Origin of the sequence: Rheinheimera sp. WS51 (assembly GCF_050936095.1) — a bacterium.
Classification (GTDB): domain Bacteria; phylum Pseudomonadota; class Gammaproteobacteria; order Enterobacterales; family Alteromonadaceae; genus Alishewanella.
On sequence record NZ_JBOTRC010000004.1, the window covers coordinates 17,149 to 33,493 of the forward strand.

The 16,345-nt window shown below is 40.1% G+C and carries 14 protein-coding genes; 3 read left to right on the plus strand and 11 right to left on the minus strand.

Translation table 11 applies throughout. The annotated features are described in order from the left end of the window. Positions 1-98: 98 nt before the first annotated feature. From ACRCA4_RS06920 to rppH, 7 genes are all read right to left on the minus strand, one after another. Entirely contained in the window at positions 99-710 is a 612-nt protein-coding gene (locus ACRCA4_RS06920) for a FlgO family outer membrane protein (protein WP_433186072.1), read from the minus strand. Continuing rightward, entirely contained in the window at positions 707-1,330 is a 624-nt protein-coding gene (locus tag ACRCA4_RS06925) for a FlgO family outer membrane protein (RefSeq protein ID WP_433186075.1), read from the minus strand. The genes ACRCA4_RS06920 and ACRCA4_RS06925 overlap by 4 nt, the downstream gene beginning before the upstream one ends. A gap of 199 nt (positions 1,331-1,529) precedes the next feature. Continuing rightward, complete coding sequence (locus ACRCA4_RS06930) at positions 1,530-2,381, minus strand: thymidylate synthase (protein ID WP_433186078.1); 852 nt, start codon at positions 2,379-2,381, stop codon at positions 1,530-1,532. A 2-nt stretch (positions 2,382-2,383) separates the two neighbouring features. Next, the gene (lgt, locus tag ACRCA4_RS06935; RefSeq protein WP_433186080.1) at positions 2,384-3,196 is read right to left on the minus strand and encodes a prolipoprotein diacylglyceryl transferase; all 813 of its coding nucleotides are present in this window, start codon (positions 3,194-3,196) and stop codon (positions 2,384-2,386) included. Positions 3,197-3,204: 8 nt separating this feature from the next. Beyond that, complete coding sequence (locus ACRCA4_RS06940; protein ID WP_433186083.1) at positions 3,205-3,999, minus strand: sulfite exporter TauE/SafE family protein; 795 nt, start codon at positions 3,997-3,999, stop codon at positions 3,205-3,207. Between the two features lie 43 nt (positions 4,000-4,042). Next, entirely contained in the window at positions 4,043-6,301 is a 2,259-nt protein-coding gene (gene ptsP, locus ACRCA4_RS06945; RefSeq protein ID WP_433186085.1) for a phosphoenolpyruvate--protein phosphotransferase, read from the minus strand. A gap of 29 nt (positions 6,302-6,330) precedes the next feature. Further along, complete coding sequence (gene rppH / locus ACRCA4_RS06950; protein WP_433186088.1) at positions 6,331-6,834, minus strand: RNA pyrophosphohydrolase; 504 nt, start codon at positions 6,832-6,834, stop codon at positions 6,331-6,333. Positions 6,835-7,167: 333 nt separating this feature from the next. Between rppH and mutH the strand changes: the two genes are divergently transcribed. Further along, positions 7,168-7,893 carry a DNA mismatch repair endonuclease MutH gene (gene mutH, locus ACRCA4_RS06955; RefSeq protein ID WP_433186091.1) on the plus strand — a complete coding sequence of 242 codons (726 nt, stop codon included), beginning with the start codon at positions 7,168-7,170 and terminating at the stop codon, positions 7,891-7,893. A 3-nt stretch (positions 7,894-7,896) separates the two neighbouring features. On the opposite strand, the gene ACRCA4_RS06960 is transcribed toward mutH, so the two are convergent. The 3 genes from ACRCA4_RS06960 to cysB form a co-directional block, all read right to left on the minus strand. Continuing rightward, on the minus strand, positions 7,897-8,706 hold the full coding sequence (locus ACRCA4_RS06960) for a substrate-binding periplasmic protein (protein WP_433186094.1): 810 nt from the start codon (positions 8,704-8,706) through the stop codon (positions 7,897-7,899). 102 nt (positions 8,707-8,808) lie between these two features. Further along, positions 8,809-9,687 carry a sterol desaturase family protein gene (locus ACRCA4_RS06965; protein WP_433186097.1) on the minus strand — a complete coding sequence of 293 codons (879 nt, stop codon included), beginning with the start codon at positions 9,685-9,687 and terminating at the stop codon, positions 8,809-8,811. A gap of 52 nt (positions 9,688-9,739) precedes the next feature. Then, positions 9,740-10,717, minus strand: a complete 978-nt coding sequence (gene cysB, locus ACRCA4_RS06970) for an HTH-type transcriptional regulator CysB (RefSeq protein WP_433186100.1) — start codon at positions 10,715-10,717, stop codon at positions 9,740-9,742. Between the two features lie 449 nt (positions 10,718-11,166). Here cysB and ACRCA4_RS06975 point away from each other — a divergent pair, with 449 nt between their 5' ends. Continuing rightward, a complete protein-coding gene (locus tag ACRCA4_RS06975; RefSeq protein ID WP_433186103.1) occupies positions 11,167-11,934 on the plus strand; it encodes a hypothetical protein in 768 nt (255 codons plus the stop codon). Positions 11,935-12,094: 160 nt separating this feature from the next. On the opposite strand, the gene topA is transcribed toward ACRCA4_RS06975, so the two are convergent. Next, positions 12,095-14,680, minus strand: coding sequence for a type I DNA topoisomerase (topA, locus tag ACRCA4_RS06980; protein ID WP_433186106.1), 2,586 nt, complete (start codon positions 14,678-14,680; stop codon positions 12,095-12,097). 222 nt (positions 14,681-14,902) lie between these two features. On the opposite strand from topA, the gene astB reads away from it, so the two are divergent. Continuing rightward, positions 14,903-16,246, plus strand: coding sequence for an N-succinylarginine dihydrolase (gene astB, locus ACRCA4_RS06985; RefSeq protein ID WP_433186109.1), 1,344 nt, complete (start codon positions 14,903-14,905; stop codon positions 16,244-16,246). Positions 16,247-16,345: the final 99 nt, after the last annotated feature.

Here is a 16,345-nt window from a genome sequence, read left to right on the forward strand (position 1 = left end):
TTATCAACGATTAAACGACACTGCAAAGCAGCTTAGCTTAAGTCTGACCTAGACTAAGCATTTAATGAAATTGCAGTAAACACAGCTGGAACTTTAAGCTAACCTTGGGTTAGCTGTAAAGGCGCTTGATCATTGTGTTTTAGAATAGCGTTAACAACCACAGCGGGAATAAAGGTTCGACCAACCGACATGACCTGCTTGTTATCAATACGCACTAAACGCGCATTAATCAGCATGCCTTGCTGATGCTGAGTCATAGTGCCTGTTACAACATAGCGTATGGGTAATTCATTATTTAGCTCTTGAAAGTTACGGCTTAATACAAAGTCGCCCTGCTCTGTTACCCTTATAAAGTCGGTCGCTTTATAGTCTAACACTGGCACACCAAAGGTATGTAAATCATGCATCATCGCCTCGCTTAAGTGATGACTTAAAACACTGCCCTGCTCTAAGCCTGAGTCGACAAAACTAAAATTTGTTACAGCAACCATGGCCGTTTTATCTACGGCCTGCCAATGAGATACTAATTGATACACTAGTGCCTGAGAGTATGTATTGGCTGTCAATAATTTGCTATCTACATTGTCTTGCCATGTCGATTCAGTTTGCTTTTCATCAACCGCTTGTTGGTCTGCGCTCAAAAAGCTCGGCATTGAGCAAGCCGATAAAAATAATATAGATAACGGAAGTAAAAGTGGTTTTAGCATCATCTTGCTGCTCCTGTTGAATCAGTACGGTACAGCTTATCACCTACTTGAATAACTCGCTGTTGCTGCCAGAACACCGCTGTTGGCACTAGCTGGCTGCTTGCTGCTAACACTTGTTTATTTTTCACTGCAATTAACCGCGCATTTAGCATAACGCCTTCAGCTAATAGGCTATAAGTTCCCACTAATAAGGTATCGGCTGCGCTGCTATTGGCTATAGCGGTTAATTGCCGTGATAAGGCTTGCTCATGATCTTCCTTTAAAGCTAATTGATCGCGTAAACGGTAATCATAAACTTCAAAACCCTGTTGCTTAATTTCGCTAAGCATTGTCTCACTAATTTGATTCGCCATCTGTTTTTCAAATTCATCAACCTGGGCTAATGAAAAGCTGGTTACCGGCACAAAAGAGCTTAGGGCTATTCGCGGCTTAATCGTACTCTGCTCTAACTTGCTATTGAGCTGATTGGTTAAATTAAGCGCTAACAGCTGACTATAATAAGCAACTGTATTTGCCGGATGCAAAGTACTGCCTGAGGCAGTTTGATTGTTCACATTAGTCGAGCTACAGCTGGCTATTAGTAAACCAGTAAAAATAATCACTGCGAATGTTAGCGCCTTCATACCGCCACCTTAATTAAGCTAAGTTGTATTTTCATTAAATGTATTTATATTTAATCATTGCAATAATTAGGCCAGTTAAACTTGTCGTTTTTAATATTTTTTTGGCGCAACACTACAGAGGGACTCACTAGTTTAAATACGACTACATATTTAAACTAGTGAGTTTTATTGGATCTGAAAAAATTTATGGCGTTAATATTTAAACCGTAAATGGATAACTTATTGGTTCATGATACTGATAACCTTCTAGCTCAAAGTCTGCTGTAGTTACCCAAGTTTCTATATCCTGTAAGGTTTTTATCTTAGAGTTAATATGTAAACGCGGAAGTGGTAATGGCTGACGCTTCAGCTGAACCTCTTGCAATAACTCTAGCTGATTTTCATATATATGGGCGTTGACAATTTTATGAAATACTTTGCCCGCTTTATGGCCGGTAATTTGTGCCACTAAGGCTAATAACACAAAGCACTGCACCTGATTAAAATTCAAACCTAGAGGCACATCACAGCTGCGTTGATACGAGGTTAAATATAAGGTGTCATCTAATAGTGAGAAAGTATGGGTATGCATACAAGGCCGTAAACAGCCTAGCTCTATTTCACCAGGATTATAAAAAGTAATTATTTCAGCTCTGTCATCAATGCCTTGGCTTAAATTATCGACCACTTTTTTAAACTGATCTAAAAAGGTTCCATCCGGCTTTTGCCACGTTCGCCCTTGCACGCCATAAACTCGGCCCATATCGTCAGTGCCTTTACGATGAGGGTTATTTAACCAAGCCGTATTTTCATTGGCGTTGGCATTCCAGGTATTACAGCCAATAGCCCGAAAGTCCGCGGCATTATCATAACCGCGAATATAGCCAAGCAATTCCGCTATAGCCGCTTTGTAATAGCTTTTACGTGTGGTTAATAATGGGAAGGCATTCGCTGCGACATCGTACTCTAAATCAGCATTAATTAAGGTTAAACACCTAACTCCAGTGCGTTTATTCTCTATCCAAACACCCTGATCAATAATGCGCTGACATAGATCTAAATATTGCTTCATACTTATACTGCCTGTTTTTTTTGTTGAGCTTTGCGCCAGTAGCCATAGCTAATTAGCCCTACACCACTAATAATCATTGGTAATGATAACCATTGCCCCATCGACATGCCCGCCGACAAAATACCAAGATGTGCATCTGGCTCACGATAAAACTCAACGGTAAAGCGCGCAGCACCATAACCTACTAAGAACAAGCCACCTAAGGAGCCACTTGGTGGATTAAAGCGACGATATAAAATAATTAAAATAAAGAGCACTATGCCTTCGAGCATAAATTCATATAACTGCGATGGGTGCCGTGGGTAAGGCCCAGCGTTAGGAAATAACACCGCCCAAGGTACATCTGTGGGTCTGCCCCATAATTCGGCATTAATAAAGTTACCTAAACGCCCCGCCGCTAAACCTAGTGGTGCCAGCGGAGCAACAAAGTCACCTAACTGTAGATAAGCTTTATTATTGCGTTTTGCAAACCAGGCCATAGCAACAAGCACACCAATAAAACCGCCATGGAATGACATGCCGCCGGTCCATATTTTAAATAGGTAGCTGGGATCTTGTAAAAAGTAGTCAAACTGATAAAACAAGACGTAACCTAAGCGCCCCCCTAAAATAACACCTATGAAACTTTGAAATAACAAGTCACTCACTTGCTGTTCAGTCCAACCGGAGTTAGGTTGCTTAGCCGCGCGGTTAGCTAGCCACCAAGCAAGAGCAAAAGCAATTAAATACATTAAGCCATACCATCTTAAAGCGATGGGACCTATGGAGAAGATAATTGGATCAATTTGTGGAAATGTAATATACCCAGCTGACATAACAACCCTTAACTAAACATCATCTTAGCTGCCACTAAAATAAGAAAAATACCGAAAACCCGTTTTATTACCAATACAGGCAGTCGCTGTGTTAAGCGCGCACCTATAGGCGCCATAAAGACAGACGTTGCGACAATTCCGGCTAATACCGGTAAGTATACATAGCCAACAAAGCCATCGGCTAATGAATAATGCTGCCAACCGGCTAATACATAACCAATTGAACCAAAAACGGCAATCGCAATCCCTGATGCTGCAGCACAACCTATAGCTCGGCGCATATCAACAGAGAAGTAATTAAGCATAGGCACAAATAAGGCCCCACCACCAATGCCAAGTAAGCTAGCGATGCCTGCTAAAATAGACGATATAAAACCTAACCAGCCATTATTAGGCAAGGTTTTATTGCCAGCAACAGAGCGCGAGCCTAACATCCGTAAAGACAATAACAACACCGCGGCTGCAAAAATTCGTTTTAAAATGTCACCACTTACTAAGTGAGCAAAATAGCCAACTAGCACAGCACCAATAGCCGCACCGATTAATACCGCAGTCGCAATTGACCAAGGCACATTACCTCGTCGATGATGGGCTAATACGGATGAGCTTGCAGTAACAATAATGGACGCTAACGAGGTAGCAATGGCCACTAGCATGGCATCCTCGGGGGCAATAATGCCATAAGCTGGCAATAACATGACTAAGGCAGGCACAATAATTAAACCGCCACCTATGCCAAGTAAACCAGCTAAGAAACCAACTATAGCTCCTAAAACTAAAGTAATTAAGATAACGGTAAGCAAAGTTGCATCTCTTTATTTATCAAGTATTTTGGTTTGATGTCGCTTAAGCTCTAAGCTGATTAAGTGACTGCTTTTGTTCTAAAAAACGTTGTACATGCAAGCGTACTAACTTTGCCGAACTACAGGCTAACACTTGAGGCAGTAATAATTCTAGTTCTGATAATTCTATTCGGCGTAATAACCACTTTATTTTCGCCAGGTTACTACTATTCATACTAAAATAGCGATAGCCCATTGCTGCCAATAAAATAACACCAGCTGGCTCAGCGGCTAACTCACCACAAACACTAATAGGAAACTGTAATGCTTTTGCCTGTTGCGCTAAATTATATAAGGCTCTTAATACCGCAGGGTGCATGGCATCGTATAAGCCTGCAACTCTAGGGTTGTTACGGTCAACCGCCAATAAATATTGGGTTAAATCATTGGTGCCTACGGAGCAAAAGTCAACTTTTTGAGCAAGTTCGGGTAACTGATATATAATCGATGGCACTTCTATCATTACGCCAATTTTAGGCCGTGGTAATGCAACAGCCAACTCTTCACTCACTTCAAAACAAGCTTGTTTAATTAAGCGCAGAGCTTCATCAACCTCGTTTAGATCCGAGATCATCGGCAATAAAATATGTAAATTATCTAAGGCTAAATTAGCTCGCAACATAGCGCGAATTTGTACTAGAAATATTTCAGGATGATCTAACGTTAACCTGATCCCGCGCCAACCAAGGAAGGGATTTTCTTCTTCAATATTAAAATAAGGTAAGGCTTTATCACCACCCACATCTAAGGTACGCATAATTACCGTTTTATTCGGTGAGCTTTCTAGCACCTTGCGATATAACGCCGTTTGCTCTTGCTCTGTAGGAAAGCGGCTACGCATAATAAATGGAAATTCTGTGCGATATAAACCTACGCCATCAGTATGTTCTAAATCCGCCGTTTCTAATTCAACAGCCAGGCCAGAGTTAACCATAAGGTCAAACTTCATGCCACAAAGTGACTCTGACGGTAAATGCACTTCCTCTAAATACAGTGCATTAAGCTTAGCATCTTCATTAATTAAGCGGCGATATTCAGCACAAATTGCCTCAACCGGAGACAATAGAACATTACCTTGATAACCATCAACGATTAGGTATTGATCTTGCCACTGCAATAAAGGTAACTCATCAACACCCATTACTGCCGGTATATTTAGTGCCCGCGCCATTATAGCCGCGTGAGAGTTAACCGAGCCTTTTAAAGAAACTATCGCCATTAGCTTTTCTCGCGGGATCTCAGCGAGCATAGTGGCGGTAACATTATCGGCCACTAGAATTACTGCCTCAGGCAGTTTTATTTTACGTTTTTGTGTATCTAATAAGTTATTTAAAACCCGCTGGCCTAGATCGCGAATATCTGTACCGCGCTCACGTAAGTAGCTATCGTCCATGTCGTCAAATTGACGAGCAAACTTTTCAACTACACGCTTAAGAGCACTTTTTGCGCACCAACCTTCAGCTATTTGCTGCTCTATTTCACGGCCTAAACTCGCTGCATCCAATAATTGATGATAGACATCAAAAATAGCTAAAGCATCGGGTGGTAAATGGCCAGCCATACGCTCAGCTAATCGATTAAACTCAGTTTTAGTCACCTTTACGGCACGATAAAAGTAGGCTAACTCTTTTTCTGGATCATCAGAGCGTTTAACTGAAATAGCGTTAAAGTCATTAGCTGGCTCTAAAATATGAGCATGCCCCATAGCAATACCTGGCGCCCCAGGTAAACCTTTTAAATGGCCAGTTTGAATTTGAGTAGCAGAGCTTTCACTGGCAGCTTGTCGCATGGCAGCATTAGTTAGAACTGAAGCTAACTGCGCCGCTAAGGTAACTAAAAACGATTCTTCATCTTCGTTAAAAACACGATCAACCGATTGCTGAATGGTTAAGACGCCAAGTACTTTACGATGATGAATAATAGGGCAGCCTAAGAAAGCCGAAAAATGATCTTCACTTACTTCAGGGGTAACTCTAAAACGAGGATGTAAATGTGCTTTAGCTAAATTAATTGGCTCTTCACGCTCACCTATCCAGCCAATAAGGCCTTCAGAAAAACCAATAGCTACCTGACCAATAGCATCAGGATTTAAGCCATCTGTAGCCATTAGCATAAAATGCTGTTGTTGGTCATCGGCTAAATAGACCGAGCAACACTCGGTCTGTAAAGCGTTTTTAATACTTGTGACTAAGCCAGCAAGCGCATTGTTAAGCACTGGCTCTTGTGCCACATCTTGAACAATTCGTCTTAACTGGCTTAACATAAGAGCCTCATTTTAGTTAATTCAAGATATTAACTTTTTCTTTTTCCTTCGCGGCGAATAAATGGCAAAGCAACAGGGGAAAACTCTTTCATGACCTTACGATAAACTTCACGCTTAAACGCAACCACTTGCCTCACTGGATACCAATAGCTAACCCAACGCCAACTATCAAATTCAGGATGCGTAGTTTTTAATAAGTTTACCTCATCTTCACTACAGGTCAGCCGTAACAAAAACCATTTTTGCTTTTGACCAATGCACACAGGGTTACTATCTTTACGAATTAAACGCTTTGGCAACTTATAGCGTAACCAATGTTTGGTACTTGCCATAATTTGCACATCTGCAGCCGTTAAACCAACTTCTTCGTTTAACTCACGAAACATTGCCTGCTCTGGCGTTTCGCCTTCGTTAATGCCACCTTGTGGGTATTGCCAAGAATGCTGACCATATCGTTTTGCCCAAAACACCTGTCCTTGGCTGTTACATATTACTATGCCGACATTAGCCCGAAATCCTTCGGAATCGATCACTGATACCTCTGGCGGATCATATATCTACTATAAAAAGATTCTTTCACAAACTGCGCTGGTGAGCAATCGCTATTTTCTTTGTTAACTTGTACAAACTTATCCACAAATTACTTCAAATTAACAATCCTAGTGTGGACTTTTTCACAGCATCTGTTGATAACCCTGTGGTAAAGTCAGGCTAAAGCTCTTAATAAGTTTATATTCAACTAAAAGCCTTAAGCCATCAACAAGAACTAAAGCAATAAAATCAATCACTTAATAATATACCGCATCACAAAAAACTAAAAAGCAGCTGTGTATAAGTTAGTTTGTGTTGTTTTTAAGCAGATATATTTGCCAAAAAATGCTAGCGTTGTCACTAAAGCCCTTTTTATAGATATTATGCTAACACCACCGCAAACTACTGATGATCTTATGGCCCGCTGCAGCGCTATCGCTGGCTTAACTTTAGGTCAACTTGCAGCAAATTTAGAACAAGCTGTGCCAAAAAACTTACTCAAAGATAAGGGCTGGGTTGGCCAACTAATAGAATTAGCTCTTGGTGCAGATGGCGGCTCGCAAGCTGTTGTCGATTTTGCTAGTTTAGGTATTGAGCTTAAAACCTTACCCATTAACCAACAAGGAAAACCCCTTGAAAGCACTTATGTTTGTGTAGCCCCTTTAACTGGCGTTACCGGCTTGCAATGGCACAACTCTTGGGTCTGCCAAAAGTTACAACATATTTTATGGTTACCTATATTAGCAGAGCGTCAAATCCCAATAGCTGAGCGCATTATTGGTAATGGTTTTTTATGGCAGCCTAGCGTTTTGCAACAACAAGCATTACAGCAAGACTGGGAAGAATTAATGGAGTTGATTAGCTTGGGCGGTATCGCCAATATTCGGGGGGCAACAGGAAAGTATCTACAATTAAGACCTAAAGCGGCTAATAGTAAAGCACTTACCGACGCGGTAGGTAGCCAAGGACAACCTATTCGTACCTTACCGCGTGGGTTTTATTTAAAAACTAACTTTACTGCCGCTATATTACAACAGCAGTTTTCCCTTAGCAGTGAATAGCTGTTAAGGGCTATATTTATTGATAATCTTATTATACTCGCCACTTTCTTTAAGCTGCGTCAAGCCCCAGTTAAACTCTGTTACTTGCTCTTCAGTAACAGATTCTTGACTAAACATAACAAAGACATCTGAACTGTCTAAACTAATAGAATGTGGTTTGATGTACTTATCTAGCCCTTTACGACGCAAAATAGAAGCGGCAACAAAGCTATCTTCTAACAGACCATCAATTTCTTCATCTAATAATCGAGCCATATTTAACTCACTGATTATTGCGCCAACGAATAATGTTCTATATTTGCTTTGACCATAAAGTTCATCAATATCATCCCCATAATAGTACTGATTGACAATCCCCAGCTTGTGGCCATCGTCTAAAAAGGCATCAATTGTTTTATAGGGGTAATTGATATTTTCTTTTCGTACATATAATTGAAAACGTTCTTTACGATAGGCATCAGAAAAATAAGCAAAGCGCTGACGCTCATCAGTTTTTGACGCCCCTAACACCGCGTCAACTTCACCGGCTTTAAGTTTCAGTAATAACTCCGTCCAACTGCCCTGTTCAACTAATAGCGAGCAGCCCATAGTATTTAATGCTGCTGTAGCAATTTCTACATCTAAACCAATCGCTTTATTATTTACCGACATGTATTGATATGGCTCCCATGCATCAATACCTATTGTCATAACACAGCTTGGTTCTTTACTTGTTATTGCATCATTCTGATCTTCAATATCTACTTGCATTGCTGGCTTACAAGCAACTACGCCTAAGAATATAGATCCCATCATCAACATTGTTTTGTTCATATGGCACTCCTAGCATTTGAAGCATTTGAGCTTTCGCTAAGTTTAGTCCATTGTTTAATTTTTAGCCTCTTTCTTTTATAAAATAATTATAAATAACTTAAGTTAATCAATCTTTTCGTTGGATATTGTTAATGATTTGTCGGTAGTATCTATATTGACTTTAGGTCTTGGTGGGCCAAAAAGACTTAGCCATTTTTCACCAACGTTATTAGCAACTAGAAGATCTTGCCACATTTTTTGCCATTCATAAAAAGTAATAAGTAGTGGATTATCTGACTCAAAATTATCTGTAATGCCGTATCTGCAAGGCTCTGATTCACTTTCAGCTATAAAGGTGCCAAAGATGTGATCCCAAATAATTAATACTCCAGCAAAATTCTTATCGATATAACAAGGATTACAGGCATGATGCACCCTATGGTGTGAGGGTGTATTAAAAATATATTCCAACACCCCGAGCTTTTTAACCGACTGAGTATGAACAAAAAATTGAAAAGCTAAATTTAAAGCCACGACAGCCAGCACAATTTTAGGAGAAAAGCCAATTAACATCATCGGTGTCCAAAACAGCCACATCCCAGAAATAGGATAGGTTAAGCTTTGCCTAAAGGCGGTACTAAAGTTCATTAAACGCGAGCTATGATGAGCGATATGAGATGCCCATAACCAGCGCACTTGGTGTGAGGCACGATGAAACCAATAATATAAAAAATCTTGCAGTAAAAAAGCTAAAAATAGCGTGCTGACATTAATCTCTATCTCAAAAAGTCGCCATTGATATATAACGATAAATACAGGCATTAAAACAATAACAGCTATAAATTCTCCGCCTTGATACATCAAAGCTAAAATGGCATTAGCCAATGAATCTTGCCAACGATATATCGCAGGCTTAACCTGGCGATATCGCCACCATTCCCATGCAATTAACGCGAGAAAAATAGGGCTTAATGCTAATAAAATTAATTCAACAGAGATCATGAGCCATAACGCTTAATTTATCATCCAATACTGGTAAACATAGAGGAAAGTATTAACGCACTGGTAGCTCAACAGATAAAAACATTTCATCGATTTCTTCTTGATTACGCAACAAATTAGCTTGTTCAACCACATCTTTAGTTAAGTGAGGAGCAAAACGTTGGATAAAGTCATACATATAGCTACGTAAGAAGGCCCCTTTTCTAAAGCCTATTTTAGTGGTTGATGCTTCAAATAAATGACTTGCATCCAAAGAAACTAAATCATCATCTAATTCTTCGTCCATGGCCATAGAAGCAATAACCCCGACGCCTAAACCTAAGCGAACATAAGTTTTAATAACATCAGCATCAGTAGCCGTAAACACGATATGCGGCTCTAAGCCTTCTGCAGCAAAAGCTTTATCTAACTGTGAACGACCAGTGAAGCCAAAAACATAGGTCACTATAGGTTGACTAGCCACATCAGCAATAGTCAGTGGTCGTTTTAATTGCACTAAAGGATGGTCTTTACGCACGATAACACTGCGATTCCAGTGATAACAAGGCAGCATCACTAGATCACTATAGAGATGTAACGCTTCTGTCGCGATAGCAAAATCAGCATCTCCTCGTGAAGCGGCCTCAGAAATCTGTTGCGGCGTACCTTGGTGCATATGTAATGACACTTTTGGATACTTATTCATAAAACCACTAATCACTTTAGGCAAGGCATAACGTGCTTGGGTATGCGTTGTGGCAATATTTAACTTGCCTTGATCAGGTAAATTATGCTCTTTTGCTATCGCTTTGATACTTTCAACTTTAGATAAAATTTGTCTAGAGAGCTCTATTACCTCTTTTCCCGCTGCTGTAACATGGGTCAAGTGTTTGCCACTGCGGCCAAAAACTTGAATGCCTAGTTCATCCTCAAGCATTCTTACTTGTTTACTTATACCGGGTTGTGAAGTGTATAAATTTTCTGCTGTAGCTGAAACATTTAAATTATTGTTTAAAACTTCAACAATATAACGCAGCTGTTGTAATTTCATTTATGGCCGTTCCTATGCTGGCATACTTCTAACCAATATACCTTGGCCTAGAGAGAATCCAACTTATTTTTTAAGATCACTTGTTAATGATCAGATTATAAACAAATTACCAGTAGTCATTCCTTTAGGCAATTTATATAACGATATCCCCTTAAGGAATGCAGATATAAATATAAGTATTAACAGTAAATTATGATTAACTGATGCGACCTACCCAGTGGTGAGATATAGTAGTAAAGTAGTTTACGCTGCTGGGTATTACCCAGAGAGTTAGATTGGTACTTATTTAGCTTATTTGCTAAATTAAAACCAACAAATTAAATTCCTAATTTTATTAGCATGCCAAATAGTAAAGATATGTCGCTTAATTTCTACAAAAATATAGCAAACAATGCATACTTTACATATAGTTACTTCAGCCTAATAAAGCTGTTAAATCAGAGGTTTAAATGCTGTTTACTTTGATCATTATTCTGATAATAACTCTGGTTATAATTGGCGTTATTGTTAGTGCAATCCAGCAACATAAAGCACGAATTGCCGCTTTAAAACGTGCTGAATATAGCAAACGTAGGATTATGCTAGAAGATAGCGAAGAGCTGTTGTTAAATTCAGCTAATGTGCCTTTATCGCCTGCTATTAGCCAAATGCTGTTAAAACGTATCTGCTTTAGTTTAAAAGCCATGGTAGAACTTGAACCAAAAGCTAAAGACTTACGCCATAGACTTAATGAAACTGAGGCTCGGTTAGCACAAGCAAATACAAGCAATGATAGCAATTATACAGATACCTTAACTTTACCGGATAACGATCAACAGCTAATCAATATGATTAAGGGCATTAAGAAGCTTAGGACTGTGCTTCGAGGCGAGCACGCTAGGGGTAATGTAGATACCCAAGTTGTTATTCAAGAAGATAAACGCTTAGAAATATTACAATTACGAATTAATGTTGAAAGCCAAATAAAGCGAGGCATGAAAGCTCGTTCTAACGGTATGCTAGGCTCGGCTCGGCAGTATTTTGAAAAGGCATTAACTGCGCTAAGTCAATCTGGTGATCAAGGTGAATACGTAACTAAGCGCCAATCCGAGGTTATCCAGACCTTAGAAAGTATTGCGACTCAATTAAAAGAAGGCAATACCCGAGATAGAGCGAAAAAAGAAGAAAAAGAAAATAAAGATATTGATGACTTATTTGGGCCTAAACGTAAGTGGTAGTGTTTAGTGTTTAGTGTTTAGTGTTTAGTGTTTAGTGTTTAGTGTTTAGTGTTTAGTGTTTAGTGTTTAGTGTTTAGTGTTTAGTGTTTAGTGTTTAGTGTTTAGTGCAAAAAATACTCGCTTAAGCGAGTATTTTTTTGCAGCTAAAATGAAGCTTTAATTATTTTTTCGTAACAACCCACTTACCATTTTCATACCAAGCAGACCAACCTGTTGCTTTGCCCTCTTTTTCTGACATCACATATTGCTGCTTAGTTTTACGGCTCCAGCGAACAACGGTTAAATTACCCTCTGGATCTTTTTGCGGTGCATCAGCTAAATAATAAAATTTAGGTGAAATAAGATCGCGATACTTAGCTAGCTCGGAAACTAAAGGCGCTCTGGTTTCACGTGACTTAGGAAAAGTAGCTGCCGCCATAAAAACACCCGCGGCACCGTCACGTAATACAAAGTAAGTATCTGACTTTTCGCATTTTAACTCAGGTAAGTGCACAGGATCTTCTTTTGGTGGAGCCGCTTCACCACTGCGTAATAGTTTACGAGTATTTTTACACTCGGTGTTAGTGCAACCAAAGTATTTACCAAAGCGGCCAGACTTTAACTGCATATCAGCACCACACTTATCACACTCGATTAAAGGCCCTTCATAGCCCTTAATTTTAAAGCTGCCCTGCTCTATTTCGTAACCATCACAAGCCGGATTATTACCGCACACATGCAACTTGCGCTGTTCATCTATTAAGTAGCTATCCATCGCAGTGCCACACTTTTGACAGCGTTTTTTCTGACGAAGCGCTTCGGTTTCTTGCTCGTCATCATCAGATACTGCAATAGCCTCATCACCCGACACTAAATTAAGGGTCTGAGTACAGCGCTCTTTAGGCGGTAAGTTATAGCCTGAGCAGCCTAAAAACACGCCTGTTGAAGCGGTGCGAATTCCCATAGGTCTCTCACACGTTGGGCAAGCGATATTGGTTAATACAAACTGATTAACACGCATACCGCCTTGCTCTGGCTCTAATTCTGCTGTTTTAAGCTTCTGTTGAAAATCGGTATAAAAACTATCTAATTCTTTACGCCAAGCGGCTTGACCATTAGCGATATCATCTAGCTTCAATTCCATATTGGCAGTGAAGTCATAGTTCATTAAATCACTGAAGTTTTCAATTAATCGATCGGTGACGATTTCACCCATTTTCTCAGCATAAAAACGTTTGTTTTCAACACGGACATAACCACGATCTTGAATTGTTGAGATAATAGAGGCATAGGTTGACGGTCGGCCAATACCGCGTTTTTCTAATTCTTTAACTAAGCTAGCCTCGCTAAAGCGTGCTGTTGGCTTAGTAAAATGTTGAGTATCATTTAGCTGTTGTAAATTTAACACTTCACCCGGTTTCACATCCGGTAACACGCTATCTTCTTCTCCTTTGCGCTTGGCAACGGGTTGCACTTTTGTCCAGCCGTCGAAACGTAATACACGGCCTTTAGCACGCAATTCAAACTCGCCAGCTTGCACGATAACATTCGTAACATCGTATAATGCTGGCGGCATTTGACAAGCCACAAATTGACGCCAAATTAACTCATAAAGTTTGCGGGCATCGGCTTCCATATCACCTAGGCTAGAAGCTAACACGGTCACTTCTGAAGGACGAATAGCTTCATGCGCCTCTTGTGCGTTGGCTTTACTGCCGTATGACAGCGGGTTATCGGGTAAATATTTTTTGCCAAAGTTTTGCTCAATATAATCACGACAACTAGCGACAGCTTCAGCACTTAAGTTAGTTGAGTCTGTACGCATATAAGTGATATGACCCGCTTCATATAAGCGTTGAGCCAACATCATCGTTTTCTTAACGCCGTAACCTAAACGGGTACTCGCAGCTTGTTGCAAAGTTGAGGTGATATAAGGCGCCTGAGGCTTGCTAGTGCTAGGCTTATCTTCTCGTTCAGCAACTTTAAACTCGGCTTTATTTAAAACAGCTAATGCCGCTTGGGTTTGCTGTTTATTTAATGGTTTAAAGGCCTTCCCTTGCTGCTTAGTAACATCAAGCTGCAATGCCTCTGCTGCTTTTGTTGTGGTATCGGCAGATACTGTCCAATATTCTTCTGGCACAAAGGCTTTAATTTCGCGCTCACGTTCAACAACTAAACGAACCGCAACAGATTGAACCCGTCCAGCCGATAAGCCCCTTGCAACCTTTTTCCATAATAAAGGCGAAACCATAAAGCCAACTACGCGATCTAAAAAGCGTCTTGCCTGCTGTGCATTAACCCGATCTTCATTAACTTCGCCAGGCTCTTCAAAGGCATTTTGAATCGCATTTTTAGTTATTTCGTTAAAAACAACGCGTTTAAATCTGTCGTCATCACCGCCAATAATTTGCTTTAAATGCCAAGCAATTGCCTCTCCTTCGCGGTCCAAATCCGTTGCCAGATAAATAGTATCGGCTTTTTCAGCTAAGGTTTTTAATTCTTTAACAACCTTTTCCTTGCCTGGTAATATTTCATAACGCGCTTTCCAGCCGTTCTCAGGATCAATGCCCATTCGTGCAACTAAAGCTTGATAATGCTTTTGTTCTTTAGTTAAGTCTTTTTTAGCGGCTGATTTGTCTTTATTGCTGCTAGTAGGTAAATCGCGGATATGACCCACACTAGACTTCACTACAAAGTCTTTACCTAAATACTTATTTATTGTCTTTGCTTTTGCCGGTGATTCGACTATTACCAGTGATTTCGCCATCTTAATCCTGAGATCCCTAACTAATTTTTAGTACTTGCCCATTAAGTTGCTTTTTAACGTATATCCGTAAACCGCGGTTGTGACAAGTGAATAAACTGATTATTATGCAAACCAATTCAATTTTTGCGCTAACTGCTGGTATCATAGCCAGTAAATGCTGCGCATATTATAGGTTGTAAAAATAATAACAACTGCGCTATGCCAAAAGGATAACAACTCATTATGAAATTTATTGAAGCAAATTTTGATGGCCTCGTTGGACCAACTCATAACTATGCAGGCCTTTCTATCGGCAACATAGCGTCATTATCTAATGCTAAAAACACCTCTAGCCCACGTCAAGCTGCCAAACAAGGGCTAAGTAAAATGAAAGCCTTACATGACTTAGGCATGGTTCAAGGTGTACTTGCGCCACAAGAGCGCCCTGATGTCCACACACTGCGCCGTCTTGGTTTTTCTGGCACAGATGCCGCTGTTATTGAAAAAGCGGCTAAGCAAGCTCCTGCTGTGTTTAAAGCGGTTTGCTCGGCATCAAGTATGTGGACAGCCAATGCGGCTACTATCTCACCTAGTGCTGATACCGCAAATGGTAAAGTACACTTTACACCTGCTAATTTAACAAATAAATTCCATCGTTCACTAGAACCTAGCACAACTGGCAATATATTACAGGCGATGTTCCGTGATCCGAATCATTTTTCGCATCATACACACTTACCCGATAATGACCACTTCGGTGATGAAGGCGCAGCAAATCATACCAGACTTTGTAGTCAGTATGGTAAAACGGGTGTAGAACTTTTTGTTTTTGGCCGTTATGCCTTTGATAGTAGTAAATTAGCACCTAGCCGCTACCCTGCTCGTCATACTTTCGAAGCCTGTGAAGCTGTTGCTCGCTTGCATGGTTTACAGCAAGAGCAAGTGGTTTATATGCAGCAAAACCCAGATGTTATTGATCAAGGGGTTTTTCATAATGACGTTATTGCTGTGGGTAATCAAAATGTCTTGTTTTATCACCAACAAGCCTTTGTTGATAGTCAGAATAAACTAGCAGAATTACAGCGCAAGTTTGGTAATGACCAAGAGTTGCATTTAATTGAAGTAAAAACTAACGAAGTCAGTGTTGAACAAGCCATCAAAACCTATTTATTCAATACCCAAGTTATTACTTTACCTAAGGGTGAAATGGCCATTATTGCCCCAACAGAATGCCGCGATAACCCAACAGTACATGGCTACTTACAACAGCTAACCAATAGAGGTACGCCAATTAAACAAGTGCATTATTATGATGTAAAACAAAGTATGCAAAATGGTGGCGGCCCGGCTTGTTTAAGACTACGAGTAGTATTAAGTGAACAAGAACAAGCTGCAGTTAATCAACGTGTTATTATGAACGATAGCCTATTTGCCGAGCTAAATCAGTGGGTTGATAAACACTACCGTGATGAGTTATCTGAAGCCGATCTAGCCGATCCACAACTATTAGTTGAATCACGCACTGCTTTAGATGAATTAACACAGCTATTAGATTTAGGCTCTGTCTATCAGTTCCAGCAAGGATAGCAGCAGCTAACTCAAGTACTGGAACAATAACTGAAACAAGGTAGCGCTAAAGTCTAGCTTACAACCTCAAAAAAAAGGAGCCTAAGGCTCCTTTTTTAA